Source organism: Sinomonas susongensis (assembly GCF_005877005.1).
In the GTDB taxonomy this organism is placed as follows: Bacteria; Actinomycetota; Actinomycetes; order Actinomycetales; family Micrococcaceae; genus Sinomonas; species Sinomonas susongensis.
Window position 1 is genome coordinate 90618 of sequence record NZ_SSNH01000003.1, and the last position, 26154, is coordinate 116771.

Here is a 26154-nt window from a genome sequence, read left to right on the forward strand (position 1 = left end):
CGATCCAGAAAGCTGTATATTTCCTGTGAGCAGCGGTGTGCAGTCTACGCCCGTCTGTTCCAGCCGATTCGTCGTCCACGCTCGAGCGCGGCGCTGCTTGTATGGGGGTAATTGTTGAAGAAGCCACTTGCGCTTTTTGTCCTTGCTGCGCTGCTCCTCACAGGGTGCTCGAGTAAGGCCGCGGCCGCGGCGGGAAAATCTGCGAGTCCGTCCCCTGTGGCGACGGTCACAAGTGTCACTGTTCCCGATGAGGTGGGCAAGACGCTGGATAAGGCACAGAAGGAACTCGAAGGGCTGGGTTTCAAGGTGGCCGCCTCTGACGCGGTCGAAGGCAAGATGATCATCGTCAAGGCCAATTGGGACGTAATTTCCCAAGGCCCTGTAGCAGGCAGTGCTGCACCGAAGTCTTCGACCATCGCTCTCGGCGTTAGGCACAACACCGACGCGCCCTATCCTTCGCCGACGCCTTCGCCGACGCCTTCGCCGACGCCTTCGCCGACGCCGATGCCGACGCCGACGCCGATGCCGACACCTTTGGCGACCGCCCAAGTCGGTGCAGGGGTAGATGCCGGGACAGATGTTGGCATCGGTGCTGGATCTAGCGGTGGAAGTGCCAACGTTGACCCCGATACCACTCCGCAGCTCCCCTACGTCGGAAGCGGCATTGTCTGCAAGGACGGGTATGCGTGGCCGGGGACTACCCGGCAGGGTGCCTGCCACGGGCACGGTGGCATCCGCTAACTGTGTCGGGCCTGTTGCGCCCTCTCAGCAGCCGGCCGGTGAGATGAGACGTAGTTCCTTCGGAATTTGTCCCACGTGGATACAAGCTGCTGAGGCGTGGCTTCCAACCTGCCGCTTTAAATGGGGCGACAGAAGGCGTAACGGGGCGTCAGAAGGCATGGAGGGGGCCGCGCAGCGATCCTTGGCGAGCTTTAGAAACACACGCCCAGTTGGATTTAGTGCCTTCATTCGCACGACCGACAAAGCCTTGGCCCGCTGATCCCCCTTGCCCTCCTCTTGTGACCCATGCCATACTCGCCCTCGATACGCATCGACGATACGGTTCGACGAGAGCACGAGGAGGTGACGGCGATGCCAACCAGCAAAGACGTGGCCCGCCTGGCGGGAGTCTCGCAGAGCACCGTCTCGTACGTCATGAGCGGCCGCCGCCCCATCTCCGAGAAGACCCGCAAGCGCGTCGAGGACGCCATGGCGCAGCTCGCGTTCCAGCCGAACGCCGGCGCGAGGGCCCTGGCCAGCCGGCGCACCCAGGTCATCGGCCTCGCGATCCCGTTCGTCCCCGACCTGCACATGGGCAGCATCATGGAGTTCATCTCCGTCATCGCCGCCACGGCACGGCAGAGCGACTACGACATCCTCCTCGTCACCGATGACGAAGGCCCACAAGGCCTCGAGCGCGTGGTAGGCCAACAGCTCGTCGACGGGCTCATCATCATGCAGGTCGAAGGCGACGACGCCCGCGTCCCCGTCATCCGCAACCTTCCCGTCCCGAGCGTCCTCATCGGCATCCCCGAGAAGCACGACGGCCTCGAGTGCATCGACGCCGACTTCGAGCTCGCTGGCCAGATGTGCATCGAGGAGCTCGCGAAGCTGGGCCACGAGACCATCACCCTCGTGGACTGGCAGGACGAAGTCATCCGCCGCCACGTGAACTACGTGAAGCGGTTCCATCGCGGCGTCGACAAGGCCGCCGCAGCAACGGGAACGAAGATCATCCACGCGCCGGGCCGCATCACGGTCGCCGGTATGGAGAAGGCCGTCGCGAAGGCCCTCGAGCAGAGCAGGGGAATCCCCGCCTTCATCGCGCCCGAAGCCGCCAACCAGGACCTCGTCGTCGAGGCCCTCAACAACCTCGGCCTCGTCCTCGGGAAGGACGTCTCCGTCGTCGTCAACTCATCCGACAGCGATGCCGAGCGGCAGCGCATCCCGCTGACCACCATCGGCTTCGAACCCGACGAGGTCTCGCGCCGAGTCGTCCACATGATCGTCCGTGACCTCACCGATCCCATGTCCAGGCCTCATGAGGCCCTGGAGCTCATCCGGCCCGTGTTCAGGCACCGGAAGAGCACCGTCCGTCCGCACAGCAAGCGCTGACGGAAAACAGCTCCACAGCAAATCCAGCAGCAATCGATGCGCATCGTCGATACGCATCGACAAACCGAGAGAGAAAGAGAAAGAGGAGTACCGATGAAGCGAACCTCCCTCATCACCCGCAGCGGCCTCGCCCTCGCGGCCCTCGCGCTCCCGGCGGTCCTCGCCGGCTGCGGCGGCGCCTCGACCACGTCGAGCGGGTCGGCCAGCACTATCTCCGTGCTCGACTACTACAACAACGAGCCGGACAAGAGCTTCATCGGCGACGCCCTCAACCAGTGCGCGCAGAAGTCGGGCGTCACGCTCGACCGCCAGACCGTCCCGGGATCGTCGCTCATCCAGAAGGTCCTCCAGCAGGCGTCATCGAAGACGCTCCCGGACGTCCTCATGCTCGACAACCCCGACCTCCAGCAGATCGCCGCGACCGGCGCCCTCGCCCCGCTGAGCGACTTCAACATCAGCACCGACGGCTTCGCGCAGGGCGTGCTCCAGGCCGGCACGTACAACGGGAAGGTCTACGGCCTCGCCCCGACGGTCAACACGATCGCCCTCTTCTACAACAAGGACCTCCTCGCCAAGGCTGGCGTCCAGCCGCCCACGACGTGGGACGAGCTCAAGGCCGACGCCGCCAAGCTCACCTCGGGCGGCCAGTACGGCGTCGCCTTCGACGCCAACGCGACCTACGAGGGCTCGTGGCAGTTCCTGCCGTTCATGTGGAGCAACGGCGGCGACGAGAAGAACATCGCCACACCCCAGACCGCCGAAGCACTCCAGCTCTGGACCGACCTCGTGAAGTCCGGTTCGGCGTCGTCGTCGGTCCTCAACTGGACCCAGGCGGACGTGAAGGACCAGTTCGTCGCCGGCAAGGCCGCCATGATGGTAAACGGCCCGTGGCAGATCCCGACCCTCGACAAGCAGGCCGCGCTCAACTACGGCGTCGTGCAGCTCCCCGTGAAGACGGCGGGCCAGACCGAGATCGCGCCGCTCGGCGGCGAGACGTGGACCGTCCCGCAGACGGGCAACAAGGCGAAGCAGGCCAAGGCCGCGGAGATCGTCTCCTGCATGAACAGCGACCAGATGCAGCTCTCGATGGCCAAGCAGCGCAACACCGTCCCTGCCAAGACGACGCTCGCGGCGCAGTTCGCCTCGGACAACCCCAAGCTCGCCGTCTTCACGAACCTCATCAAGACGGCCCGCGCCCGGACCGGTGAGCTCGGCGCCGACTGGCCCAAGGCCGCGACCAAGATCTACACCGCCATCCAGACCGCGCTGACGGGCAAGGCGTCGCCGAGCGACGCGCTCCAGCAGGCGCAGAACAACGGCTGAGCAGGCAGAGGCTGAGCGAATGACGACGACGACCACCACCCGCGCGGCGACCCGGCCCCAGCCTCTGGCTGGGCCGGGGAGCCTGCGCGGCGGAAGGCGACGCCGGGAGACCCTGTACCAGTGGGCGTTCCTGCTCCCCGCGGCGGCGTACCTCATCCTGTTCTTCGGCTACCCCGTGGTGAAGAACCTCGTGATGAGCTTCCAGGACTACGGGACGGCGACGTTCTACACGGGCGAGGCACCATGGGTCGGCTTCGCGAACTACGCGAAGGTCCTCGGCTCGTCGATCTTCACGACGGCGGCGCTCAACACCGCGCTGTTCACAGCGGGCTCGATCGTGGGCCAGTTCGTGATCGGCCTCGCGCTCGCGGTGTTCTTCCGGAAGCGCTTCCCGCTGAGCGGGGTGCTGCGCTCGCTGCTCCTGCTCCCGTGGCTCCTCCCGCTCATCGCCTCGGGCGCGGTGTGGAAGTGGATCCTCGACAAGGACTCCGGCGCACTCAACCGCTTCCTCGAGGCGATCCACGTCGTGCCGACGGGGGTCCCGTGGCTCACGAGCACGTCGCTCGCGCTCATCGCGGTGGTCGGCGTGAACATCTGGATCGGCATTCCGTTCAACGTCACCATCCTCTACGGCGGCCTCCAGGACATCGCGGACGAGCTCTACGAGGCGGCGGCGCTCGACGGCGCGACCGGCTGGCGCGCGTTCCGGTACGTCACGTGGCCCATGCTCCGGCCCGTCGTGAACGTGGTCCTGGTCCTCGGCGTGGTCTACACGCTCAAGGTCCTCGACATCATCCTCGCCCTGACCGGGGGAGGGCCGGCCAACGCGAGCCAGACCATCGCGACCGAATCGTACGCGCTGTCCTTCCAGCAATTCCGCTTCGGCGAGGGCTCGGCGCTCGGCAATATCCTCGTGCTCATTTCGCTCGTGTTCGCCCTGGTCTACCTGCGGGCGAGCCGGCGGAGCGTCGAAGACTGAAAGGAGGGAAATGTCCACCGTCTCGATCCGGCCGGCGAGGATTCGCCCGGGAGCAGTCCGCGCCGTCAAACGCTCCGGCACGCCCTACACCGCCCTCGGGATCCTGTTCCTCGTCATCATGCTGTTCCCCGTCTACTGGATGGTGAACGCGTCGCTCCAGCCCAACGGGGCGACCGTCGATGCCGCCTGGTTCCCGATCCACCCGAACCTCTCCGGCTACGGGACCGCCTTGGCCCAGCAGGGCCGGAACCTCGTGACGAGCCTCGCCGTCTCCCTCGGGAGCGTCGTGTTCAGCCTCGCCATCGCGGCCCCCGCCGCTTACGCCCTGAGCTACTTCAAGGTCCGCGGAACGAATATCGTGCTCTTCGGAATCCTCATCAGCCAGATGATCCCGGGAATTGTCGTCGCGAATGCGCTCTACACCGCGTACAACGATCTGGGCCTGCTCAATTCGATCCCCGGGCTCATCCTCGCCGATTCCTCGGCCGGAATTCCGTTCGCGATCCTCATCATCCGGGCGTTCATGGGCTCCATGCAGTCCTCGATCATCGAGGCCGCACGCGTCGACGGCGCGGGGCACCTGCGGGTGTTCTGGTCGATCGTGCTCCCCGTGAGCCGGAACGCCCTCATCACGGCGGGCCTGTTCACGTTCCTCTTCGCATGGAGCGACTTCCTGTTCGCCCTCACCCTCACCACGACCGACGCCGTACGGCCCGTCACCCTGGGCCTGTACCAGTACATCGGCTCGTACGTCACCGACTGGAGCACGGTCATGGCGACGGCGGTGCTCGCCTCGCTGCCCGCCGTCGTCCTCCTGCTCGTAGCCCAGAAATTCGTCGCCGCCGGCACCTCGGCCGGGTCGGTGAAGTAACCGCCGTTCTCAAAAAAGAGGAGACAAACGCATGACCCAGCCCATCCGCGTCACCGTCTGGGGCGAATACCGGCACGAGCTCCAGGAGGAGCACGTGGCCGCCATCTACCCCGACGGCATGCACAACACGATCGCGGACGCCATCCGCGAGCATCTCGGGGAGCGGGCAGTCGTCCGGACGGCAACCCTCGACGAGCCCGAGCACGGCCTCACCGAGGAAGTGCTGGCCCAGACCGACGTCCTGACCTGGTGGGGACACATGGCCCACGGAGAGGTGAGCGACGAGGTCGTGGAGCGCGTGCACCGGCACGTCCTCTCGGGCATGGGCCTGCTCGTGCTGCACTCGGGCCACTGGTCGAAGATCTTCCAGAAGCTCATGGGCACCACATGCACGCTCCGCTGGCGCGGCGCCGACGACCGCGAACTCGTGTGGACCGTCAACCCGACCCACCCGATCGCCCAGGGCGTCCCGCACCCCATCGACATCCCTGCACAGGAGATGTACGGCGAATTCTTCGACATCCCGACGCCGGACGAGCTCGTCTTCGTGAGCTCGTTCAGCGGGGGAGAGGTCTTCCGCTCGGGCTGCACGTTCCGCCGCGGCCACGGCAAGATCTTCTTTTTCAGCCCCGGCGACCAGGACTATCCCGTCTACCACCACCCCGACGTCCGGCGCGTCCTCGCGAACGGCGTCGAGTGGGCGCGCTCGGACCGGCCGGAGCGCGCACTCCCGACCCTGCTGCGCTACGAGAGCGGCGAGTTCTTCAAGGGCGTCGACTACACGCAGGCCGCGCCCGAGATCGCCGCCGCCAACTCCGGGGCGGAGGCATGACGGCGGCGCTCCGTGTCGTCGTCGTCGGCGCCGGCTCGATGGGCAAGGCCTGGCTGCGCACCGTCGAAGCGGACGACGACGTCGAGCTCACCGGGATTGCCGACCTCGACGTCGCCGCGGCGGAGGCAGCCGCGGCGGAACTCGGGCGGCCGGCGCTCCCGGTGGGACCCGACGCCGTCGACCTCGCGCGGAGCACCGGCGCCGAGGCGATCATCAACGTCACCATCCCGGCCGCCCACCACCCGGTGACGACGGCGGCGCTCCTCGCCGGGTTCCCGGTGCTGGGGGAGAAGCCGGTCGCATCCACCGTCGTGGAGGGGCTCTCGCTCGCGGCATGTGCGGAGCTCACGGGGAAGCTGTTCATGGTGAGCCAGTCGCGCCGCTACAACCGGCACCTGTTCGCGGCCAAGGCGCAGGCCGAGGCCCTCGGCCGAGTGGGGATCGTCTCGGTGGACTTCTTCAAGGCGCCCCACTTCGGGGGCTTCCGCGACGCCATGGCGAGCCCCCTCCTGCTCGACATGGCGATCCACCAGTTCGACATGGCCCGCTTCCTCCTCGACGCCGACCCGGTCTCGGTCCTGTGCGAGGAGTACAACCCGGCGTGGAGCTGGTACGCGGGCAACGCGGCGTCGACCGCAACGTTCGAGATGGCGGGCGGCGCGCGCTTCGTGTTCAACGGCAGCTGGTGCAGCCCGGGCGCCGAGACGTCCTGGAACGGTGCCTGGCGCATCTCGGGCGAGCACGGATCCGTTCTGTGGGACGGCGACCACGAGCCGACCCTGGACGTCGACGCCCAGGAGGCGGGCGACGTCGTACGCCCTGAGACCGACCCCGGCGAGGCCATTGCGGGTTCGCTCCGCGAATTCGCCTCGGCCCTGCGGACGGGTGCGACGCCAATGGGCGAGGTGCACGCGAACGTCATGAGCCTCGCAATGGTCGAGGCGGCAATCCAGAGCGCGTCGCTCGGCCGCCGGGTCGCGCTCGACGACGTGCTCAACGCCTCCTATGAGGCCGCGCTCGCCAAGGAGTCCAACGAGGACGTGCTGCGCGTGCTCAAGTCCTGGCCGTCGGTGCGAACTGCCTTGACGCGCTGACGCACCACTGGGACCGTCCCGGCCCGCTCGGCCCGCCGTCTCCGGCACGGGTCGAGCGGGCCGGGACGTTTTTTTGGCGTGACGGCTACCTGAGGGGCGAGTGCCCGAGCCGCTGCGAGAGCTCCCCTGCCGCCGCCGCGACGAAGCGGCCCAACCTGTCCAGATCTCCGACGCGCCCTTTCGGCGCACTCACGTTGACGGCGGCGATGATGCGGCCGTTGGAGTCCCGCACCGGGGCCGATGCCCCCACGACACCCCGCTCGAGCTCCTCGTCCAGGAGCGCGTACCCGCGTTCCCTGATCCTCCCGATCTCGGCCACCAGGCTCTCGAAGTCCGTGACGACGGCCTTGTCCTCGGGGGGCGAGGACAGGACTGCGAAGCCGCTCCCGGCCATGGTCGGGTTGATCGGCCCGACGACGGGCAGGTCGTGCCCGCGCTCGGCGTACCAGGTGGCCAGTGACTCCCGGTCCCAGTCGCTCAGGAGGACCCGGCCTGATGGCGTCCGCCACGCGGCTGTCGTGACGCCTTCCCACCCGGTCGTATGGAACTCGTGCGGACTGAGCTCGCTCAGGATCGTGAGCACGTTCCCGCCTCGGAGGACGCAGAGGTGGGCCGTCTCGCGGGTGGACTGGGCGACCCGTCGAAGATACGAACGCGCCTCGGCCACAAGGCGGCTCTCGGTCGTCCGTCCGGCGAGGGCGAAGAGCCTCGAGCCGAGGCGGTAGGTCAGGGACTCGGGGTCCCGTTCTACGAGGCCCGCGTCCGCGAGGGTCGCCAGCGTGCGGGAAACGATCGCCTTGTCGCGCCCCGTGAGCTGCGAGATGCGGATGACGCCGAGCCCTCCGCCCCGAACCGCCTCTGGCTCGCCGAGGAGCTCGAGGATCTCGATGTCCCGGGCAAGTCCCGAGGAATTCCTGCGCGGCTGAGCGGCGGTCATGGAACCACTATACCGTCATGGATTGCCATATTGGCAACATGCGTTGGGCTTATGGCATCGAACAGGGTCTAATGGTGTGACAGAGCCCACTAGCAGTCCCACGAAGAAGGGGACGCTTCCTCAACGAAGAGAGGGGACCCTGGATGAACCCAAGCTTCAGCCTCGGCACGTTCGCCGACTTCGTCCAAGAACGATGGCCAGACATCCTGAGCCTCACCGGACAGCACCTCGCGGTCCTCGTGATCTCGCTCCTGATCGCGACAGCCCTCGGAGTCCTCGTCGGAGTGGCCGTGTGGAACCGCCCCCTGCCCCGGACCGCGGCCCTCACCACGGCCGGGATCGCGATCACCGTTCCCTCGCTGGCGCTGCTGGCACTGCTCTCGCCCCTGCTGGGCCTGGGCTGGGGCCCTCGGTCGTAGCGCTGGTCTTCTACGCACTGCTGCCGATCATCCGCAACACGGTCGTCGGGCTGCGGGAGGTCCCGCCGCACATCGTCGAGTCCGCCCTCGGCATGGGAATGGGACGCGGGCGCATCATGATCACGACGCAGCTGCCGCTCGCCTGGCCCGTCATCGTCACCGGCATCCGCGTCTCGGCGCAGCTCACGATCGGCATCGCCGCCATCGCTGCCTACGTCGCAGGGCCGGGACTCGGCGGATACATCTTCAAGGGACTCTCGTCCGTCGGGTCCAAGAACGCCATCAACTACGCCGTCACCGGAACGCTGGGCACAGTCCTCCTGGCGCTCGCCGTCGACGGCGTCTTCATCCTCATTGCCCGATACACGACCTCGAGGGGGCTCCGTGGCTGAGACCACCAACACTGGAATCCTGACCGCCATCTCTGAGCAGTCGGAGGGAGTGAGCATCGAGCTCGAAGGCGTCACCAAGCACTACCCGGGGCAGGCAGAGCCCGCTGTCGAGGACTTCTCGATGCGGATCGAGCCGGGTGAGCTCGTCATGTTCGTCGGACCGAGCGGCTGTGGGAAGACCACGACCATGAAGATGATCAACCGGCTGATCGAGCCCAGCTCGGGCAGCATCCGGATCGACGGCAAGGACGTGCTCTCGCTCGACCCCAACCAGCTGCGCCGGCACGTGGGCTACGTGATCCAGCAGATCGGCCTGTTCCCGCACCGCACGATCGCCGAGAACATCGCCACAGTCCCCCGCATGCTCGGCTGGTCCAAGGACCGGATCGCCAGCCGGGTCGAGGAACTCCTCGAAACGGTGCAGCTCGATCCCGGGACCTTCGCCCAGCGCTATCCCCGCCAGCTCTCGGGAGGCCAGCAGCAGCGCGCCGGAGTGGCGCGTGCGCTCGCCGCCGATCCGCCCGTGATGCTCATGGACGAGCCGTTCGGGGCCACAGACCCGATCACCCGCGAACGGCTGCAGGCCGAGTTCCTGCGCCTCCAGGCGGACATCGGCAAGACGATCATCTTCGTGACGCACGACTTCGACGAGGCCGTCCGTCTGGGCGACCGGATCGCGGTCCTGAGCCGCCGGAGCCGGATCGAACAGTTCGACACCCCGGCCAACATCCTGGCCGCGCCCGCCAACGAATACGTCGCCTCATTCATCGGGCACGGTGCCGCCCTCAAGCGGCTCGGCCTCATCCCCGTCCTCGAAGCGCCGCTGCTTCCGGGATCGGCGGAGAGCGCCCCGAAGGTCCTGGCCACCGCAACGCTGCGGGACGCGCTCGACCTCATGGTGGTCACCGGGAGTCCCAGGGTGACAGTGGTCGACGACGAGGGCCAGGCACTCGGTTCCCTCGACCACTCCGGCATCTCAGGAGCGCTCGGAGTCGGGGCCGCGGAGCTGGAGGGCCTGCGGTGAGCACGGCAACGGACCTGAGCACGGCGCGAAGCACACCCCGGACATCGGCCGCAGCCCGCAGCCGCCTCCGCCGGGCGGCAGCACCTGTGATCGTCGCCGTGGGCCTCGCCCTCGTGTTCTTCTGGGTCTCGACGCTCCCGCTCGATTCGATCGAGCAGCGCACGCTCAATCCCGGCTACATCACCGCGCGGATCCGGGAACACCTCGTGCTCACGGTGGTCGCGTCGGCGTTGGTGGCGCTCCTGGCCATACCCTGCGCCGTCCTCGTCCACCGCTCGGGGTCGCGGGTGTTCCGAGCGGTAGTCCTGGCGCTCGGCAACATCGGGCAGGCGACTCCCGCCGTCGGCGTCGTGATCCTCCTGGCCCTCGTGTGGCAGACGGGCTTCCTCACCGCGCTCGTCTCCCTCGTGGCGTATTCGTTCCTCCCGGTACTGCGGAACACCATGGTCGGGCTCGAGCAGGTGAGCCCCGAGGCCAAGGAGGCAGCCCGCGGCATGGGCATGTCGCCCAACCAGGTGCTGCGCCAGATCGAGCTGCCCCTCGCCTCGCCGACCATCCTCGCGGGGCTCCGCACCTCGCTGGTCTTCTGCGTCGGCGTCGCGACGGTGGCGACGTTCATCAACGCGGGCGGCCTCGGCGACATGATCGTCAACGGCCTCAAGCTCCAGCGTTTCCCCGTGCTCCTCGTCGGCGCCGTGCTCGTGGCCGCCATCGCAATCCTCATCGACTGGCTCGCCGGAGTCGTCGAAGACCTCGTCCGCCCCCGGCGGACTCTGACCAGCCCGCCGGGCTGCGAGCAGCCCAGCGCACACAACCATAAGGAGAACTATGTCCAGGAAGACGCTTGTTTCTGTCGCGGCAGGAGCAATCGCCGCCGCCATGCTGCTGAGCGGATGCGGCGCCAACGGAGCCGCCGTCTCCGGCGGCAAGGGAGATGAGCTGAAGGGCCTGACCGGAGACATCGGGTCGAAGGACTTCTCGGAGCAGTACATCCTCGCCTACATCACGGCCGACCTGCTCAACGCTCACGGCGCCGACGTCAAGGCGAACACGAAGCTTGTCGGCTCGCAGAACGTCCGGCAGGCGCTCGAGAACAAGCAGTTCGTCGGCTACTGGGAGTACACGGGCACGGCCTGGATCACCTACCAGCACAACACCAAGCCGATCACCGACCCGCAGCAGCAGTTCGACGCCGTCAAGAAGGCCGACGCCGCCAAGGGCATCGACTGGCTCGATCCGGCCCCCATGAACAACACCTACGCTTTCGCGGTCCGCTCCGACGCGGCGAAGAGCCTCGGCGTCAAGAGCCTGAGCGACGTCGCGAAGCTTCCGGTGAAGGACCAGACCTTCTGCGTCGAGAGCGAGTTCTCGACCCGGGACGACGGCTGGCCCGGCCTCAAGAAGGCCTACGGGCTCAACGTGCCGGACTCGAACGTCAAGATGCTCGACACGGGCCTCATCTACACCGCGACCCAGAAGGGGCAGGACTGCAACTTCGGGGAAGTGTTCGCCACGGACGGCCGGATCAAGTCCCTCGACCTCACGGTCATGAAGGACGACAAGAGCTTCTTCCCCGTGTACCAGGGCGCCTTCTCCCTGCAGGATTCGATCCTCAAGAAGTACCCGGCGATCGCCGACGTCCTGGCCAAGGTGGCCCCGCTTCTGACGACCGAGCAGATGCAGGAGCTCAACGCGAAGGTCGACGTGGACGGTGACGAGCCCTCCGCGGTCGCCCAGGACTTCCTCAAGAGCAAGGGCCTCATCTGATGGCAGCGATCGAGCTCCGCATCGGGGAGAGCTTCGTTGGCGAGGGCGTCAACGCGGCCCACATCAACACCGTGGCCGGGCCCCGCACCGGTCCGGCCGGGGCCGCATGGGCCTCGGCGCTGGCCTCGCCCAGCCCAGGCCACGTCCCGTTCGTCGCGGTGCTCGCGCCGTCGCTCCCGGTCAAGCCGATGACCCTCTTCGTGACGAAGGCGGCGCCCGCCAACGACGAACACGGTGTGCTCATCTGGGGCCCCGCACAGGCCGGCGTCGCCGCCGGCGTAGCGGACGCCGTCGCCGAAGGGATCATCCCCGAGGCGGCAGCGGACCTCGACGTCGTGATCGCCGCCGTCTGGGTGAACCCCGAGGCGAACGACGCGGATGCGGTCTACCGCAACAACAGGGCCGCCACCACCAACGCCCTCCGCAACGGCGTCGCGGGGGAGCCAGGGCTCGAAGCAGTCCTGGCAGCCCGGCACCGCCCGGCCAACCCCTTCTACACCGCGCCGAACTGACGACGACTTCTCCCAGGAAGAGGAACTATGACGACACCAACCCGTCCGACCGTAGGCTTCATCGGCCTCGGCAGCATGGGCGGCGGGATGACCCGCAACCTCCAGCGCAGCGGCTTCCCGCTCGTGGTGAACGACCTCCGGCCGGAGTCCGCGGCCGAGCTCGTCGCAGGGGGAGCCCGGTGGGCTGAATCGGCTGCCGAGGTTGCCGCCTCGAGCGATCTCGTCATCACGATGCTCCCCACGCCCCGCCACGTCTCCGACGCCGTCAACGGCCCCGCGGGCATCCTCGCAGGGATCGCCGACGGCGGCACGTGGGTGGACATGTCCACCTCCGTCCCCGAGGTCGCCGACGCGGTCCGCAGGGCGAACGCCTCGCGCGGACTCCACGTCCTCGACGCGCCGGTCAGCGGCATGTCCGTCGGCGCCGCGAGCGGCTCCCTGCAGATCTTCGTGGGGGGAGAGGCCGAGGACGTGGAGCGCCTGCGCCCGGTGTTCGAGGCGATGGGCGACCCCGAGCGGATCCTCCACGTGGGCGGCCACGGGGCCGGCTACGCGGTCAAGCTCATGATCAACCAGCTGTGGTTCTCCCACCTCGTGGCCACGGCCGAGGTCCTCGCGGTCGGGGTCAAGGCCGGCGTCGACCTGGGCGTGCTCCGGGACGCCCTCGTGGCGAGCCCGGCGAACAGCAACTTCGTGGAGAAGGACGTCCTCTCGATCCTCGAGCACGGCGACTACGACGAGGGCTTCGCGCTCGCCCTCGCCTGCAAGGATCTCGGCCTCTCGATCGACCTCGCCCGCTCGGTCGGCGTCTCCGTCGAGCTCTCCGCCCTCGTCGAGCAGGTGTTCCGGCGCAGCCGGGCCGTGCACGGCGACCGTGCAGGCGAGATGACCCCCTTCCGGCTCTACGAGGAACTCACGGGCGGACCCCTCCGCCTCAGCCCAGCCAAGGAGGCGAGCACCCGATGACCGAGGTGATCACGGACCAGGAGCAGGCCTTCCTTGCGAAGCTGCCCACGGGTCTCTACATCGACGGAGCATGGCGGCCCTCGTCGTCGGGCGCCGAATTCGAGGTGCTCGACCCGGCCACCGAGCAGGTGCTCGCACGGGTCGCCGACGCGACGCCCGACGACGGCGAAGCGGCGCTCGAGGCAGCCCACCGGGCCCAGCGGTCCTGGGAGAAGACCGCACCGCGCGAACGGGGCGAGATCCTGCGGCGGGCCTTCGAGCTCGTCACCGCGCGGGCGGACGAGTTCGCGCTGGCGATGACGCTCGAGATGGGCAAGCCCCTGGCCGAATCCCGGGGCGAGGTCGCCTACGGTGCCGAGTTCCTCCGTTGGTTCTCCGAGGAGGCGCCGCGGATCGGCGGCCGGTACTCCACCTCGCCCGACGGCGTGAACCGGCTGCTCGTGGTGAAGCGCCCCGTCGGCCCCTGCCTGTTCATCACGCCGTGGAACTTCCCGCTCGCGATGGCCACGCGGAAGATCGCCCCGGCGATCGCCGCCGGCTGCACGATGGTCCTCAAGCCGGCCGCGCTGACGCCCCTCACGGCGCTCCTGCTGACTTCCGTCTTCGAGGAGGCCGGCCTCCCGCCTGGCGTGCTCAACGTGATTCCGACGACGAGTGCCGGCGCCGTGACTGGCCCCCTGATCAAGGACAGCCGGCTCAGGAAGCTGTCCTTCACGGGTTCCACCGAGGTGGGCCGGCGTCTCATCGCCGACTCCGCAGACCAGGTCCTCCGGGTCTCGATGGAGCTCGGCGGCAACGCGCCGTTCCTCGTCTTCGAGGACGCCGACATCCCCTCCGCCGTGGCCGGCGGCGTGCTCGCGAAGATGCGCAACGGCGGGGAGGCCTGCGTGGCGGCCAACCGCTTCCTCGTGCACGAATCCGTCGCCGAGGAGTTCACCGCGGCCTTCGTGGAGCGGATGCGGTCCTTCACCCCGGCGCGGGGGACGGAGCCCTCGTCCACGATCGGGCCGCTCGTCGACGCCGCGACGAGGGACAAGGTCGACGCGCTCGTCTCCGAAGCGGTCGACGACGGCGCGAACCTGGCCCTCGGCGGGCGCCGGCTCGAGGGGGCCGGTTACTTCTACGAGCCCACCGTGCTGACCGATGTCCCACGGGGCGCCCGTATCCTCGATGAGGAGATCTTCGGTCCGGTTGCACCGATCACGACCTTCGCCACCGAAGAGGAGGCCGTGGAGCTGGCCAATTCGACCCCCTTCGGCCTCGTGTGCTTCGCGTACACGCGCAGCCTCGACCGCACCATGAGGCTCGCAGAGGAGCTGGAGACCGGGATGCTCGGCATCAACGCCGGCGTCGTGTCCAATCCGGCCGCCCCGTTCGGCGGCGTCAAGCAGTCGGGCCTCGGCCGCGAGGGCGGCCTCGAAGGGATCGATGAGTATCTGGAAACCTGCTATGTGGGGATCTCCGATCCCTTCGCCTCAAGGAAGGGCTGAGCATGGAGATCGCAGACTTCGGGCCGCGGCTCTTCTCGCTCGAGGGCAAGCGCGCCCTCGTCACCGGCGGGAACACCGGCCTGGGCCGGGCCTTCACCGTCGCGCTCGCGGCGGCAGGCGCTGATGTCTTCGCCCCGAGCCTCGCGGACGACGACGGGACGACGGCGAAGATGGTCGCCGAGCACGGCCGCCGCTACGAGTTCGAGCAGGCGGACATCACGGAAACCGGGGTTCCCGGGCGGACGGTAGCCCAGTGCGTCGAGCGGCTGGGCGGTCTCGACATCCTCGTCAACTCCGCGGGCATCTGCCTGCTCGACGACGTGCTGTCCTTCGACCGCAGCAAGTGGGATCCCATGATCCAGGTCAACCTCACGGCGGCCTTCGATTTCGCCCACGCCGCAGCAGAGGTGATGGTCCCGCAAGGCTCGGGGAAGATCGTGAACATCGCCTCGCTCTTCTCCTTCCTCGGCGGCCAATGGTCCCCGGCGTACGCGGCGACGAAGGCCGGGATCGTCGGCCTCACCAAGTCCTACGCGGACGAACTCGGCGGCCACGGCATCCAGGTCAACGCTCTGGCTCCCGGCTACTTCGCTACCGCCATCACCGAGAAGACCCGCTCGGATCCCGACGCCAATCGGCGCATCGTGGAGCACATCCCCGCGGGCCGCTGGGGCCACCCGGCGGAGCTCATGGGCGCCCTCGTCTTCCTCTGCAGCCCGGCCGCCGACTACGTCAACGGGCACACCCTGACCGTCGACGGCGGCTACCTCGTCCGCTGACCCACCGACCACCGACCCTAGGAGAACCATGGAATCCCGTTCCCCCCTGAGCCGAGAGAAGATCGCCGAGTCGGTCGCGGGCCTGCTCGGCCAAGACCAAGTCGAGACCGACGACGCCGCCCTCCGCGACGCGAGCGTCGACCGCTTCAAGAAGTACACCTCTGCCCACGGCATCTACGACGGCCCGTTCCCCGCGGTCATCGCCTACCCGAGGACCACGGACGACGTCGCCGCCGTCCTCCGGTTCGCGGACGACAACCTGGTCGCCGTCGTGCCGCGCACGGGACGCACGGCCACGGAAGGCGGCCTCGAGACTGTGGTCGCCGACTCGATCGTCCTCGACGGATCGCGCATGGACGCGATCCTCGCGATCAATCCTGTCGACATGATGGCCACGGTCCAGTGCGGCGTCCCCCTCCAGATCCTCGAGGACACCCTCCGCGCGCAGGGACTGACCACCGGCCACTCGCCCCAGTCGAAGCCCCTCGCCCAGTACGGGGGCCTCACGACCACCCGGTCGATCGGCCAGTTCTCCACCCTCTACGGGGGGATCGAGGACATGGTCGTCGGACTCGAGGCCGTCCTCCCGGACGGAACCGTGTGCCGGATCAAGAACGTCCCCCGGCGCGCGGCCGGTCCTGACATCCGCCACATCGTGATCGGCAACGAGGGTGCCCTCTGCTACATCACGGAGGTGACCGTCAAGGTCTTCCCGTACCAGCCGGAGAACAACCGCTTCTTCGGCTTCCTCCTGGACGAGTTCGGCGACGGCGTCGAGGCCCTCCGCGAGCTCGTCACCTCCGGGTACCGCCCCTCCGTCTGCCGGGTCTACTCGCCCGAGGACGCGAAGCAGCACTTCTCCCATTTCGCGAAGGACAAGAACGTCGTCGTGCTCGTCGCGGAAGGACCGAAGCCCCTGGCCGACGCCACCGCCGCGGCGATCGAGGAGACCTTCGCCTCCCGCCCCCACGAGCGCGTGGAGGAGCGGCTGATCGAGGAGTGGTTCGCGCACCTCAACTGGGACCAGTCCTCGATCGACGCCGAGCGGCGCGACATGGTGACCAAGGGCCACCTCGGGTACACCACGGAGGTCTCGGTCGACTGGTCGCGGGTGGACGAGCTCTACCGGGCGGTCATGCACCGCGTGCGGACGGAGTTCCCCCGCGCGGACGATCTCACGATGCTCGGCGCCCACTCGTCCCACAGCTACCAGACGGGCACGAACCTCTACTTCGTGTACGACTACTGGATCCGCTGCGAGCCGCGCGAGGAGATCACGGAATACCACGAGCCGATCAACGCGATCATCGTGGAGGAGGCCCTCCGTCTGGGCGGATCGATGGTGCACCACCACGGCATCGGCAAGTACCGCACCCCGTGGACCGCGGTGGAGCACGGCTCGGCCTACCCCCTGCTCGAGCGTCTCAAGGCCGCGCTCGACCCGAACGGGATCATGAATCCCGGAACCATCTTCCCCCTGGAGGGCTGAACGCGTGTCCTCGTTCGTCGTCGCGATCGACAACGGCTCCCAGAGCACGAAGGTGCTCGTCGTCGATGAGCATGGGGCGGTCCACGCCTCGGCGAGGGTCGGCCTGCTCCCGTACGAGACTCGGGCTGATGGCCGCTGCGTTCACCCGGGCGACGACGTGTGGGACTCCATCGCGGCAGCGTGCCGGCTGGCTCTGGGCCGCTTCAAGGGCGATCCCGGCAGCATCGTCGGCGTCGGGCTGTGCACCATCCGGTTCTGCCGGGCGCTGCTCGACGCCGACGGCCGGCTCGCCGAGCCGATGATGAGCTGGATGGACGAACGCGTGGGCCGCCCCTACAAGCACGACGACGAGGGCGTCGCCTGGATCACGACCTCCTCGGGGTACGTCAGCCATCGGCTCACGGGGAGGTTCCGGGACGCCGCAGGCAACTACCAAGGCGTCTGGCCGATCGACCAGCGGACGTGGCAGTGGTCGGAGGATCCGAAGGCCTACGAGGACACGGGCATGCCGCGGTCGATGCTCTTCGAGCTCGTCGCGCCAGGGGCTCTGCTCGGGGCCATCACCCCGGAAGCGGCGGCCGCGACGTTCCTGCCGGCGGGAGTCCCGGTCTTCGCGACGTCGAACGACAAGGCCGTCGAGGCCCTCGGTGCCGGCCTCTCATCACCGCGGGAGCTGCTCCTCTCGCTCGGCACCTATGTCTCCTCGATGACCATCGGCGAGGCCGGCGACCCCGGCTCCGCCGACCACTGGATCAACTTCGGCTCCCGCCCGGGGCAGCACCTTGCCGAGAGCGACGGCATCCGGCGAGGCATGTGGACGGTGAGCTGGTTCCGCTCCCTGCTCGAGGGCGACTCGCGGCGGGACGAGGGCATGTACAGCCTCGAAGCGTCCCTCGACCGGGAGGCCGCAGAGGTTCCCGCGGGCAGCGACGGCCTCATGACCGTGCTCGACTGGCTGGCCCCGGCCGGAGAGCCCCACCGCCGCGGAGCCATCGTGGGCTTCTCCGGGACCCAGAGCCGACCGCACATCCACCGGTCCATCCTCGAGGCGATCGCCCTCACCATGGCCGACCACGCGGACGCCATGGCCGCGCGGCTCGGGCACCCCTTCGAAACGCTCATCGTTTCCGGTGGGGGAGCCCGTTCGGCCCTGCTCGTCCAGATCCTCGCGGACGTCTTCGGCCTACCCGTCCGGCGGGCAGACGTTGACGACGCCGCCGGGGTCGGTGCGGCGATCTGCGCTGCGGTTGGGGCGGGCCTCCACCCGACCTGGGAGGAGGCGGCGCGAAGCATGTCCGCCCTAGCGGACCCCGTGCAGCCGTCGGCCGACACGGATGCCTACACCGCGCTCCGCCCCGTCCACAGGGCCATACGCTCACGGGTGGCCGCGCTATGCGAGCACCTCCCGGGCTCAGCCGCCGGCGACCGGGTCGTGGCGTAGGTACTCGCGGCGGAACGTGCCCGTCCCGGCGGTGAGGGCCCGGAGCTCGACGGCGTAGCGGAGGAGTTCGACGTCGGGCACCTCGGCCGTGATCTCGGTCGTCGCCTCGGCTGACGACGTCGTGCCGGTCAGACGCCCGCGGCGGGAGGAGAGGTCGCTCATGACGGCGCCTACGTACTCGTCCGGGACGGTGATCGTCACGGAGGAGACCGGCTCGAGCAGCTGGATCTTCGCCGCCGCGGCTGCCTCCCTCAGCGCGAGGGCGCCTGCGGCCTGGAACGCTGCGTCCGAGGAGTCGACGCTGTGCGTCTTGCCGCCCACGAGCGTGACGCGGATGTCCACGACGGGAAAGCCCTTGGCCACGCCCTTCTCCATCTGCGAGCGGACACCCTTTTCCACCGACGCGATGAACGGGCCGGGAATCACGCCGCCGACGATCCGGTCGACGAACTCGAAGCCGCCGCCCCGCTCGAGCGGGGCGACCTCGATGTCGCAGATCGCGTACTGGCCGTGGCCGCCCGACTGCTTGACGTACCGCCCGTGGCCGATCGCGCTCTCGGCGAACGTCTCGCGCAAGGGCGTGACGACGTCGACCGTCTGGAGCTTGACGCCCTGCTCACGCAGCCGGTCCAGCACTACCTCGGCGTGAGCCTCGCCCATGCACCACAGGACGAGCTGATGAGTCTCGGGATTCCGCTCGACCCGCAGGGTCGGATCGCCCGCCGCAACCCGTGCCAGGTTCTTGGCGAGAGCGTCTTCGTCGCCGTGCGACGCCGCCTCGACGGCGACTGGCATGAGCGGCTCGGGCATGTCCCAAGCGCCCACGAGGAGGGGCCGCTCCCGCGAGGAGACGGTGTCCCCGGTCTCCGCCGAGACCCTCGCGATGGCGCAGAGGTCGCCCGCGACCGCCGACTGGACCGGGCGGAGGCTCGAGCCGAACGGGGAGTAGAGGTGGCCGAGGCGCTCGTCGCTGTCGTGGTCGGGATGGCCGCGCTCTTCGAGCCCGTGGCCCGCGATGTGCACGGGCGTGTCCTCTCGCAGGGTGCCCGAGAAGAGGCGCACGAGGCACACGCGGCCCAGGAACGGATCGACTGTGGTCCGGACGACCTCGCCGACGAGCGGGCCGGCCGGATCGCACGCGAGGTCGGGGACGGGGTTTCCGTTGAGGTCGGTCACTTCGGGAACTGCGTGCTCGGCGGGCGACGGGAAGCCGCGCGTGAGCACCTCGAGGAGCTCCGCGGTCCCGAGCCCGTTGGTGGACGAGGTCGGGACGACGGGGAAGAACGAACCGCGTGCCACGGCGGTTTCGAGGTCGCCGATGAGGGTGTCGAGGGCGATGTCCTCGCCGCCGAGGTACCGGTCCATGAGCGTCTCGTCCTCGCTCTCGGCGATGATCCCCTCGATGAGCTCGCCGCGCGCGGACTCCCAGTCCTCGAGTTCGTCCGGCTCGGCCGGCCGGAAGTTCGGCTGCAGATCGCCCCCCGAGTAGTCCGAGACGGTGCCCGAGAGCAGCCCGAGCAGCTTCGTGACCGTACCCCCGTCGCCGGCCCGGAGCGGCAGGTAGAGGGGGAGCACCGAATCACCGAACGCTGCGCGGCATTCGGAGAGGACGCCGGCGTAGTCGGCGCGCGGATGGTCGAGCCGGCTGATGACGACGGCGCGCGGCATCCCGACCCGCTCGCACTCCGCCCAGAGGGCCGTCGTCGTGGCGTCGACGCCGTCGACTGCGGAGACGACGAACAGCGCACCGTCGGCGGCGCGCAGGCCCGCCCGCAGCTCACCCATGAAGTCCGCGTAGCCGGGGGTGTCGAGGAGGTTCACCTTGATATCGCCGACGACGACGGGGGCCACGGACAGTGTGACCGACCGCTGCTGATGCACGGCCGACGGGTCGGAATCCCCGACGGTCGTGCCGTCCGCGATCGACCCCATCCTGGAAATGGTTCCGGTCGCGGCGAGCACGGACTCGAGGAGCATCGTCTTGCCCGCCCCGGAATGGCCTACGAGGACGACGTTGCGGATGAGTTCCGGGCGGCCGGGGGCTGCCTCCGGGCTGGCAGGCCCCTTTGCTGAGCCGTTGGTGCCTTTCGCCGACATGCGCGCCTCCGTGTTCCGGTCCGGGCCTTAATCCTGCGCCTCCAGAGGCCCGGCGGCGAGGACCTACGACAAAGTCATGCGCTGTTTCGCTGTCCTGAGGGGAAGCCGAAGGGTGAAGACGCTGCCCACGCCGACCTCGCTCGTGCACTCGAGTTCGCCGCCGTGCTGCTCGGCGACTTCCTTTGCGAGGGCGAGCCCGAGGCCTGTGCCGGGGATGCCCGAGCGGAGCGCGGCGTCGCTCCTCTGGAAACGGGTGAAGAGGCGGCCCATGTCCTCATGGGCGATGCCCAGGCCCTCGTCGGTGACCTCGCAGACGGCCCATTCCCCCTCCTCCCTTGCGGTGAGGGTGACAGTGGTGCCCGCGGGCGAGTATTTGAGCGCGTTCGAGACGAGGTTGTTCAGGATCCGGACGAGGCCGGTGCGGTCGCCGAGGATCGGGAGGGCGGTGTCGGCGGCGAGGTCGAGCGTGATGTCCCGGTTCGTGGCTTCGGGGCCGAATGAATCGCTTGTCTGCCGGACGAGCTCCGTGAGGTCCAGCGGCAGGCGGATGCTGGCCGCGTCGTCCCCGGTGAGCGAGGCCGCGAGGATGTCGTCGACCATGTGGTTGAGGTGCCGCGCGTTGCGCATCATGATCTGGAGGTCCGACTTTGCTGCAGGGCTGAGAGAGGTGTCGTCCTGGAGCAGTTCGGCGTAGCCGAGGATGTTCGTGAGCGGGGTGCGGAACTCGTGGGACATCGCGCCGAGGAACTTGTCCCGTGCATGGACGGCTGCGACGACCTCGGTCACGTCGGTCGAGGCGAACACGGTGCCGGCGTTGTTCCCGGAGGCACCGCTGAACTGCCGCCCCGAGATGGAGACAGTGCGGGCGTCGGGGCCGTGGCCCAGCTGGTAGACCTCGTGCTCGATCGTCTCGCCGGCGATGACGCGCCCGAGGGGCCGCTGCTCCGGGGGAACCGGCTGGTCGCTTCCGTCCCGGTAGATGAGCAGCTCGGACTCGCGCGTGGTCGGGACGCCGTTCGGCAGCGACGCGACATAGAGCTGACGCTGCTTCGCGTTCATATAGGCGCTCTTGCCGTCGTCGTCGAGGACGAGCACGCCCACGTCGACGGTGTCGAGGACGGTGTTGAGGAGGCGTTCCCGGTTCTCGGTGCGCTCGAGCAGCTCCTCGACGCGGGCCTGTTGGGCCATGGCACTGAGCGTCATGACGGACGATCCCAGCCCGATGGCCAGAAGCATGAAGGGGACGAGGAGGTCGGAGGCGAGGGCGTGGGGAGTGGCGCGGCCGGTCAGGAATTGCGGCACCCACACCATGAAGAGCGCGGCGACGCCGCCGATCGGCACCATGATCCGCGGCCTGTACCCGGAGCCCGCGAGCCACATGATGGGGAACACGCCGAGGATTCCCAGTCCGGAGAGCGTCGATTCGGTGGAGTACCGCAGGATGCCGATGGGAACGAAGTCGAGTATCGGGACCGCGAGGAACCAGCCGTAGGGGATCCGATCCCACGGCAGCGCGGCTGCGATGGCCAACAGGGCGAGCGCGCAGGCCTGCGCAGTGACAAAGCCGGGGTCGTCGAACTCGCGTGCGTCGGTCAGCGCAACGAGGAGGCAGATGAAGAGCATGGTGACGTTGAGCGGCAGCTGGCTCAGCACGACGCGTCCGCGCATGCTCAGCTCGTGGAACCGGACCCTGCCAAGCGCCAGGACATCCAGAATCTTCTCCACGGCGGTCCCCTCCCGATCCCCAGACTTGTCCATAGAGTCAATTGTGTGACGGGGAGCGTCAAGGACCTAGATGTGACGCCAGACCTGGATGTGACGCCCAGGCGCGGAAGGGGGCCCCGCCCCGCCTCCGTCAGACACAAGATGATCGGCAACTCAGTGCGGGCACCTCGGTGGTGAACTCGCATGCATATCCTGCCCCCATGGGCGCTGGGGGCATTGGCGCGTTGACCTTGAGCGCAGTTCGCGCGTTCGTGGCAGTCGCGAGGTGCGGAAGCACGGTAGGCGCCGCAGCCGAACTCGGGTTCACCCAGTCTGCGATCAGCCGCCAAGTTGCAGAGTTCGAGCGCTACGTGGGGACCAGGCTGTTCGGACGAAGCCGAGGAGGCATGAGGCTCAACCCTCAGGGCGAGGCGCTCTTGCCCAAGGCCGTTGCGCTCCTCCAGCTCGCCAACTCAATGCCCGTCCCGGAAGCCTCCCGAGGCGGGTCAGGGCGCCCCTGTCGATGACTTGAATGACAAACCCGCATACCTAGGTTGATCGGCTTGACGCCCTTCGGGACAGCACACACGATGGAGCTGCAAGTTGAGTATATACAACAAACCACAACTCGTGTCAGAGCAGGCTGGCTGTAACGGGTGAAACCGCGGAAAGGACCAAGCGTCATGTCTTCTTTGGTAATGCCCATCCTGTCGGTGCCGGAACTGATCGAGCGTTCGAAGGTTCGCTTCGACGCCGCCCTGCTTCGGTATGACGCGTGGTTCCTCGTCTTTGTCGCCGTGATCCTCTCGATCGGCGTTGGAATCCTCGCCGGCCTGGCCATCTGGTGTGTGGCGCACGAACGGAAGAACTTCACCGGTGCGTGGCAGTTCAAAGACTTTGGGATCAATGTCGCCTTCGAGTGCCGCTGACGCCGATTCGTGAACACGTTCGACAGTCCTCCCCTGAACGCCTATGAGCTGGCTTTCCGATATCGTTCGGCGGACGCTTATGCGTTGGCTGGTGTCACTTTCATGGTGGAGGCAGGCGAGGTCGTCGGGCTCGTCGGCCCCAACGGTTCGGGGAAGACGACCCTCGTTCACCTCATCTTCAATCTGATCGAAGGCAAGGGCGGCTCGATTCTCGTCAACGGCCAGGACCATCGCGCCGAGGGTGTCCGCACCGAGATGATCTACCTGCCGAGCGACAACGTGCTCCCCGAGTTCCTGACGGGGCTCGAATATCTTCAGGTGCTTGCAGGCCTGTACCGAGAACCCGGATGCGCGGACGAGATCCGCATTCGAGAGCAGTTCGTGCGGTTTGGAATGGCAGGGCGCGCGGGGGACCTGATCGAGGACTACTCGCACGGCATGCAGAAGAAGCTGCTGCTCATCAGCGCTTTCCTCCTGCGCCGCCGACTGACGGTTATTGACGAGACGCTCAACGGCATCGACCTGGACGCGCTCGACGCTTGCAAAGAGGAGTTTCTGAATATGGCCGCGCGGGGCCAGAGCGTGCTCGTCTGCACTCATGATCTCGGGCTTCTCGAGGAGATCGCCCACCGAGTCCTCGTGCTCCGGGGCGGCCGGCTTGTGGCCGATCTCGAGGTTCCGAGTGTGGTGGGGAACGGGAGCCAACTGAAGCTTGTCGTGCGTTCGACCCTCAGTGAGGCGGAGCCCCCGTGAGATGCGCCAACGTGGTCATCCTCACCAAGCTCTTCCTCCGATGCTTCTTGCGCACCGCGCTGTCCGCAGGATTTCTCCGAAGTCGGCTTGCTCGAGTGCTTCTCGCTGCCGGCATTTTGCTGGGATTGGCCGTCCTGACGGCTATTGGTTCGGTCGTCCTGCGGGACATGATCCCGGGCCGCCCGGAATTGCTCTTTGCTCTCCACATCTCGACCGTTCCGGTGGTGTTCTGGACACTCGTGGTGTTCGTCTTCGTCAAAGTCCTCTTCACGAAGTCAGACGGCCTGATTCGATGCACCGCGATACTTCCCGTGAGCCATCGTGAACGTTCGGCGGCCCTGGCTCTGTACGAGCTGGGGATGGTGGTCGCAGGGGTTGTCGGACTTTTTCTCCCGCTTGCCCTGGCGTCTGTTGCCAGAATCGGGTTCGAAGCGCTTCCGGGGTTGGCGGCTTCCATCCTTCTCACGGCCGTCGCCGCATATCTTGTCCTCTCGGTGCTGCACAACCTGATGGTGCGTGCCGCTGAGGCGTTCGGACTGAAAAGGCTGGTGTACAGCCTCACCCTCTCGTCCATGGTCGCATTGACGTTTTGGTACAACTCCGCCTCCATAACCCTTGTTCGGGCGATGAGCCGTGACTATCTCGGGGGAGGTCTGGGCTTCTACGGGGTGAACGGCTTCCCGTTTCTCGGCGAGAAGCTAGGCCTGCTCGGCGTGGTGCTCGTTTTCCTCGCCTGGTCGGTTCTGTTCCTCCTTCTCGCGCTCCTCACGTCGCCCGCAACAATTCCCCTTTCCCGCAGATTCGTGAAGGCTTTCGTTCCATTCCGAGCTTCACCGCTCTGGCCGACAGCGGTGGCCATAGTCCGTCGAAGCGAATGGTGGATTGCCGTCGTCGTGGCCTCCTTCTTTGCCCTGCTGCTGTGGGTGCGGGGGAGCACTGCCTTCGTCCTCGCCCCGGTCGCCCTCCTCTCGCAAGGCATCTATGTCTACGCCGTGACAGACTCGCTTCGGCGCATGCCGGGCTACGCGCGCGGTGCGAGTGTCGAAGTCTGGCGCATGGTCGCCGGGCAGTTGCTCGTCACCGTGGTGTTTGCGGTTCCGGTCGCGCTGCTTGTCTTCTGCCGCCCACAGGCGTTCGAGGGTCTACTGCTCGCAGCCGTTGCAATTTCCAGCGGTGCCATTCTGACCACCCTGATCGCCGTGGTCATCGTTGCCGAGAACGACAGTCCGCCCGTGGTCTTCTTCGGCTACGCACTCTGTCTGGCCGTCATCGTCTGCCTCGCAGCCATGGTTGGGCTGCTTCAGATTGCGACCCTCTGGCTCTGGATCGGGAGCGTCTGTGCCAACATCCTCGCCGTCGTCTACTCGGTGGCGGGTGTGAAGAACATCATGAGGAGAAAGCGCCATGAAGCGTCTATTCCACGCCGTTAATGCGGTGGTCCTAGGTTTCCTCGCCACCCTCGTCCTAGCGGCTCTCGCCCTCTTGGTCGTCATCTTTTCGAGCCGGGAATCCGACAGCCGGTCAGAGGGCCTATTCGGAGCCGTCTACTTTGCGGCCGAGGACCGGCCTGACGGTTCGACGTGGGTTTCGATCGGGATCCAGAACTGGGTGGTCTTGGCCGTCCTGTGGCTCGGATTCTCGGGGCTGGCCTGGGCCTCGATCTATTTCTATGGTTGGCTCAGCGCCTACCGACAGCGGCTGGCTGATGGCGTGCGGCCATGACCCGAGACGCGGAATCCTGGTCCGCACCCTCCGTTTCGGCGTTGCTCTTTTCCTCCGGCACATCTGGGTCCTGACAGCGCCTGCGGCGTTCTTGGCGGTTGCCGTCTGGCTGGGCGTTGCCTACCACTCGTGGAGCACCGTTCCGCTCGCATCGCTGATCATGCTGCACACGGCCTTCGGGCTGCTTGGATCGTATGTGGTGCACGAATGCGGGCATTTCGTCGGACTGGGTCTGTGCACACACGTCTCCATGGTGTCGGTGACATCGACCCCTTTTCGGCTGTCCCTCAACCCGGCGGGCCAGCTCACGACCAGGGCCGCGCTGGGCGTCGCAGTGGCCGGCCCGTTGAGTGCGGTCCTCGTTGGCGCGGGACTCTGGGTGTTGTTTCCGGAATTGGGATTGGGCTGGTGGTACCTCGGTCATGCTGCGTTTCTTGCGCCCTGTTTTGGGGACGGACGCGGGGGCGCCCAAGCGGCCCCGCCGCTGGCCACCCCAGCTTAAAACCCGAAAAATTACCA

General features: G+C 67.7%; 26 protein-coding genes. 23 read left to right on the forward strand and 3 right to left on the reverse strand.

Annotation, left to right across the window (positions count from 1 at the left end):
* The first annotated feature begins 216 nt into the window (after nucleotides 1-216).
* From E6A21_RS05635 to E6A21_RS05665, 7 genes are all read left to right on the forward strand, one after another.
* Nucleotides 217-741: a PASTA domain-containing protein gene (locus tag E6A21_RS05635; RefSeq protein WP_212745877.1), complete on the forward strand. Its 525-nt coding sequence runs from the start codon at nucleotides 217-219 to the stop codon at nucleotides 739-741.
* Nucleotides 742-1092: 351 nt separating this feature from the next.
* On the forward strand, nucleotides 1093-2115 hold the full coding sequence (locus E6A21_RS05640) for a LacI family DNA-binding transcriptional regulator (RefSeq protein ID WP_138443173.1): 1023 nt from the start codon (nucleotides 1093-1095) through the stop codon (nucleotides 2113-2115).
* A gap of 93 nt (nucleotides 2116-2208) precedes the next feature.
* The gene (locus tag E6A21_RS05645; protein WP_138443174.1) at nucleotides 2209-3438 is read left to right on the forward strand and encodes a sugar ABC transporter substrate-binding protein; all 1230 of its coding nucleotides are present in this window, start codon (nucleotides 2209-2211) and stop codon (nucleotides 3436-3438) included.
* A 19-nt stretch (nucleotides 3439-3457) separates the two neighbouring features.
* On the forward strand, nucleotides 3458-4417 hold the full coding sequence (locus tag E6A21_RS05650; protein WP_138443175.1) for a carbohydrate ABC transporter permease: 960 nt from the start codon (nucleotides 3458-3460) through the stop codon (nucleotides 4415-4417).
* Nucleotides 4418-4535: 118 nt separating this feature from the next.
* Entirely contained in the window at nucleotides 4536-5288 is a 753-nt protein-coding gene (locus E6A21_RS05655) for a carbohydrate ABC transporter permease (protein ID WP_246036241.1), read from the forward strand.
* Between the two features lie 31 nt (nucleotides 5289-5319).
* The gene (locus E6A21_RS05660; RefSeq protein ID WP_138443177.1) at nucleotides 5320-6120 is read left to right on the forward strand and encodes a ThuA domain-containing protein; all 801 of its coding nucleotides are present in this window, start codon (nucleotides 5320-5322) and stop codon (nucleotides 6118-6120) included.
* Nucleotides 6117-7214 carry a Gfo/Idh/MocA family protein gene (locus E6A21_RS05665; protein WP_138443178.1) on the forward strand — a complete coding sequence of 366 codons (1098 nt, stop codon included), beginning with the start codon at nucleotides 6117-6119 and terminating at the stop codon, nucleotides 7212-7214. Before E6A21_RS05660 ends, E6A21_RS05665 begins: the two co-directional genes overlap by 4 nt.
* Nucleotides 7215-7299: 85 nt before the next feature.
* Here the strand turns inward: E6A21_RS05665 and E6A21_RS05670 are convergent, their stop codons facing one another.
* Nucleotides 7300-8151 (reverse strand): IclR family transcriptional regulator, encoded by an 852-nt coding sequence (locus E6A21_RS05670; protein WP_138443179.1) that lies wholly within the window; start codon nucleotides 8149-8151, stop codon nucleotides 7300-7302.
* A gap of 143 nt (nucleotides 8152-8294) precedes the next feature.
* Here E6A21_RS05670 and E6A21_RS18385 point away from each other — a divergent pair, with 143 nt between their 5' ends.
* The 11 genes from E6A21_RS18385 to E6A21_RS05720 are packed head-to-tail and all read left to right on the forward strand — an operon-like array spanning nucleotide 8295 to nucleotide 18430.
* Entirely contained in the window at nucleotides 8295-8570 is a 276-nt protein-coding gene (locus E6A21_RS18385) for a hypothetical protein (protein WP_425471521.1), read from the forward strand.
* Nucleotides 8571-8599: 29 nt separating this feature from the next.
* Nucleotides 8600-8962 (forward strand): ABC transporter permease, encoded by a 363-nt coding sequence (locus tag E6A21_RS18390; protein ID WP_425471528.1) that lies wholly within the window; start codon nucleotides 8600-8602, stop codon nucleotides 8960-8962.
* Complete coding sequence (locus E6A21_RS05680; RefSeq protein WP_246036222.1) at nucleotides 8955-9986, forward strand: ABC transporter ATP-binding protein; 1032 nt, start codon at nucleotides 8955-8957, stop codon at nucleotides 9984-9986. The genes E6A21_RS18390 and E6A21_RS05680 overlap by 8 nt, the downstream gene beginning before the upstream one ends.
* Complete coding sequence (locus E6A21_RS05685) at nucleotides 9983-10924, forward strand: ABC transporter permease (protein ID WP_138443180.1); 942 nt, start codon at nucleotides 9983-9985, stop codon at nucleotides 10922-10924. Before E6A21_RS05680 ends, E6A21_RS05685 begins: the two co-directional genes overlap by 4 nt.
* A complete protein-coding gene (locus tag E6A21_RS05690) occupies nucleotides 10866-11753 on the forward strand; it encodes a glycine betaine ABC transporter substrate-binding protein (protein ID WP_246036223.1) in 888 nt (295 codons plus the stop codon). The genes E6A21_RS05685 and E6A21_RS05690 overlap by 59 nt, the downstream gene beginning before the upstream one ends.
* Complete coding sequence (gene fae / locus E6A21_RS05695; RefSeq protein WP_138443182.1) at nucleotides 11753-12265, forward strand: formaldehyde-activating enzyme; 513 nt, start codon at nucleotides 11753-11755, stop codon at nucleotides 12263-12265. Before E6A21_RS05690 ends, fae begins: the two co-directional genes overlap by 1 nt.
* A gap of 27 nt (nucleotides 12266-12292) precedes the next feature.
* On the forward strand, nucleotides 12293-13231 hold the full coding sequence (locus tag E6A21_RS05700) for an NAD(P)-dependent oxidoreductase (protein ID WP_138443183.1): 939 nt from the start codon (nucleotides 12293-12295) through the stop codon (nucleotides 13229-13231).
* Complete coding sequence (locus E6A21_RS05705) at nucleotides 13228-14721, forward strand: NAD-dependent succinate-semialdehyde dehydrogenase (protein ID WP_138443184.1); 1494 nt, start codon at nucleotides 13228-13230, stop codon at nucleotides 14719-14721. The genes E6A21_RS05700 and E6A21_RS05705 overlap by 4 nt, the downstream gene beginning before the upstream one ends.
* Nucleotides 14722-14723: 2 nt before the next feature.
* Complete coding sequence (locus E6A21_RS05710; RefSeq protein ID WP_138443185.1) at nucleotides 14724-15500, forward strand: SDR family oxidoreductase; 777 nt, start codon at nucleotides 14724-14726, stop codon at nucleotides 15498-15500.
* A 28-nt stretch (nucleotides 15501-15528) separates the two neighbouring features.
* The gene (locus E6A21_RS05715; RefSeq protein WP_138443186.1) at nucleotides 15529-16989 is read left to right on the forward strand and encodes an FAD-binding oxidoreductase; all 1461 of its coding nucleotides are present in this window, start codon (nucleotides 15529-15531) and stop codon (nucleotides 16987-16989) included.
* Nucleotides 16990-16993: 4 nt separating this feature from the next.
* Nucleotides 16994-18430, forward strand: a complete 1437-nt coding sequence (locus E6A21_RS05720) for an FGGY-family carbohydrate kinase (protein WP_138443187.1) — start codon at nucleotides 16994-16996, stop codon at nucleotides 18428-18430.
* Here E6A21_RS05720 and E6A21_RS05725 read toward each other — a convergent pair.
* A complete protein-coding gene (locus E6A21_RS05725; protein ID WP_138443188.1) occupies nucleotides 18401-20527 on the reverse strand; it encodes an elongation factor G-like protein EF-G2 in 2127 nt (708 codons plus the stop codon). The two genes, E6A21_RS05720 and E6A21_RS05725, sit on opposite strands and share 30 nt — an antisense overlap.
* Before the next feature lie 63 nt (nucleotides 20528-20590).
* Nucleotides 20591-22285: a sensor histidine kinase gene (locus tag E6A21_RS05730; protein ID WP_138443189.1), complete on the reverse strand. Its 1695-nt coding sequence runs from the start codon at nucleotides 22283-22285 to the stop codon at nucleotides 20591-20593.
* A gap of 167 nt (nucleotides 22286-22452) precedes the next feature.
* Between E6A21_RS05730 and E6A21_RS18395 the strand changes: the two genes are divergently transcribed.
* The 5 genes from E6A21_RS18395 to E6A21_RS05755 all read left to right on the forward strand — a co-directional run bounded on the left by E6A21_RS18395 (nucleotide 22453) and on the right by E6A21_RS05755 (nucleotide 25635).
* Complete coding sequence (locus E6A21_RS18395) at nucleotides 22453-22758, forward strand: LysR family transcriptional regulator (RefSeq protein WP_138443190.1); 306 nt, start codon at nucleotides 22453-22455, stop codon at nucleotides 22756-22758.
* A gap of 156 nt (nucleotides 22759-22914) precedes the next feature.
* Entirely contained in the window at nucleotides 22915-23160 is a 246-nt protein-coding gene (locus E6A21_RS05740) for a hypothetical protein (protein WP_212745879.1), read from the forward strand.
* A gap of 84 nt (nucleotides 23161-23244) precedes the next feature.
* The gene (locus E6A21_RS05745; RefSeq protein ID WP_138443191.1) at nucleotides 23245-23913 is read left to right on the forward strand and encodes an ATP-binding cassette domain-containing protein; all 669 of its coding nucleotides are present in this window, start codon (nucleotides 23245-23247) and stop codon (nucleotides 23911-23913) included.
* An 11-nt stretch (nucleotides 23914-23924) separates the two neighbouring features.
* A complete protein-coding gene (locus tag E6A21_RS05750) occupies nucleotides 23925-25343 on the forward strand; it encodes a hypothetical protein (protein WP_138443192.1) in 1419 nt (472 codons plus the stop codon).
* The gene (locus E6A21_RS05755; protein WP_138443193.1) at nucleotides 25318-25635 is read left to right on the forward strand and encodes a hypothetical protein; all 318 of its coding nucleotides are present in this window, start codon (nucleotides 25318-25320) and stop codon (nucleotides 25633-25635) included. Before E6A21_RS05750 ends, E6A21_RS05755 begins: the two co-directional genes overlap by 26 nt.
* Nucleotides 25636-26154 lie beyond the last annotated feature (519 nt).

Coding starts and splice junctions, on each gene's coding strand:
- E6A21_RS05650 (WP_138443175.1), top strand. CDS start 3,458: ATGACGACGACGACCACCACCCGCGCGGCGACCCGGCCCCAGCCTCTG.
- E6A21_RS05705 (WP_138443184.1), top strand. CDS start 13,228: ATGACCGAGGTGATCACGGACCAGGAGCAGGCCTTCCTTGCGAAGCTG.
- fae (WP_138443182.1), top strand. CDS start 11,753: ATGGCAGCGATCGAGCTCCGCATCGGGGAGAGCTTCGTTGGCGAGGGC.
- E6A21_RS18385 (WP_425471521.1), top strand. CDS start 8,295: ATGAACCCAAGCTTCAGCCTCGGCACGTTCGCCGACTTCGTCCAAGAA.
- E6A21_RS05755 (WP_138443193.1), top strand. CDS start 25,318: ATGAAGCGTCTATTCCACGCCGTTAATGCGGTGGTCCTAGGTTTCCTC.
- E6A21_RS05730 (WP_138443189.1), bottom strand. CDS start 22,285: ATGGACAAGTCTGGGGATCGGGAGGGGACCGCCGTGGAGAAGATTCTG.
- E6A21_RS05740 (WP_212745879.1), top strand. CDS start 22,915: ATGTCTTCTTTGGTAATGCCCATCCTGTCGGTGCCGGAACTGATCGAG.
- E6A21_RS05700 (WP_138443183.1), top strand. CDS start 12,293: ATGACGACACCAACCCGTCCGACCGTAGGCTTCATCGGCCTCGGCAGC.
- E6A21_RS05725 (WP_138443188.1), bottom strand. CDS start 20,527: ATGTCGGCGAAAGGCACCAACGGCTCAGCAAAGGGGCCTGCCAGCCCG.
- E6A21_RS05640 (WP_138443173.1), top strand. CDS start 1,093: ATGCCAACCAGCAAAGACGTGGCCCGCCTGGCGGGAGTCTCGCAGAGC.
- E6A21_RS05660 (WP_138443177.1), top strand. CDS start 5,320: ATGACCCAGCCCATCCGCGTCACCGTCTGGGGCGAATACCGGCACGAG.
- E6A21_RS05670 (WP_138443179.1), bottom strand. CDS start 8,151: ATGACCGCCGCTCAGCCGCGCAGGAATTCCTCGGGACTTGCCCGGGAC.
- E6A21_RS05665 (WP_138443178.1), top strand. CDS start 6,117: ATGACGGCGGCGCTCCGTGTCGTCGTCGTCGGCGCCGGCTCGATGGGC.
- E6A21_RS05715 (WP_138443186.1), top strand. CDS start 15,529: ATGGAATCCCGTTCCCCCCTGAGCCGAGAGAAGATCGCCGAGTCGGTC.
- E6A21_RS05710 (WP_138443185.1), top strand. CDS start 14,724: ATGGAGATCGCAGACTTCGGGCCGCGGCTCTTCTCGCTCGAGGGCAAG.
- E6A21_RS05655 (WP_246036241.1), top strand. CDS start 4,536: ATGCTGTTCCCCGTCTACTGGATGGTGAACGCGTCGCTCCAGCCCAAC.
- E6A21_RS18395 (WP_138443190.1), top strand. CDS start 22,453: ATGGGCGCTGGGGGCATTGGCGCGTTGACCTTGAGCGCAGTTCGCGCG.
- E6A21_RS05690 (WP_246036223.1), top strand. CDS start 10,866: ATGCTGCTGAGCGGATGCGGCGCCAACGGAGCCGCCGTCTCCGGCGGC.
- E6A21_RS05645 (WP_138443174.1), top strand. CDS start 2,209: ATGAAGCGAACCTCCCTCATCACCCGCAGCGGCCTCGCCCTCGCGGCC.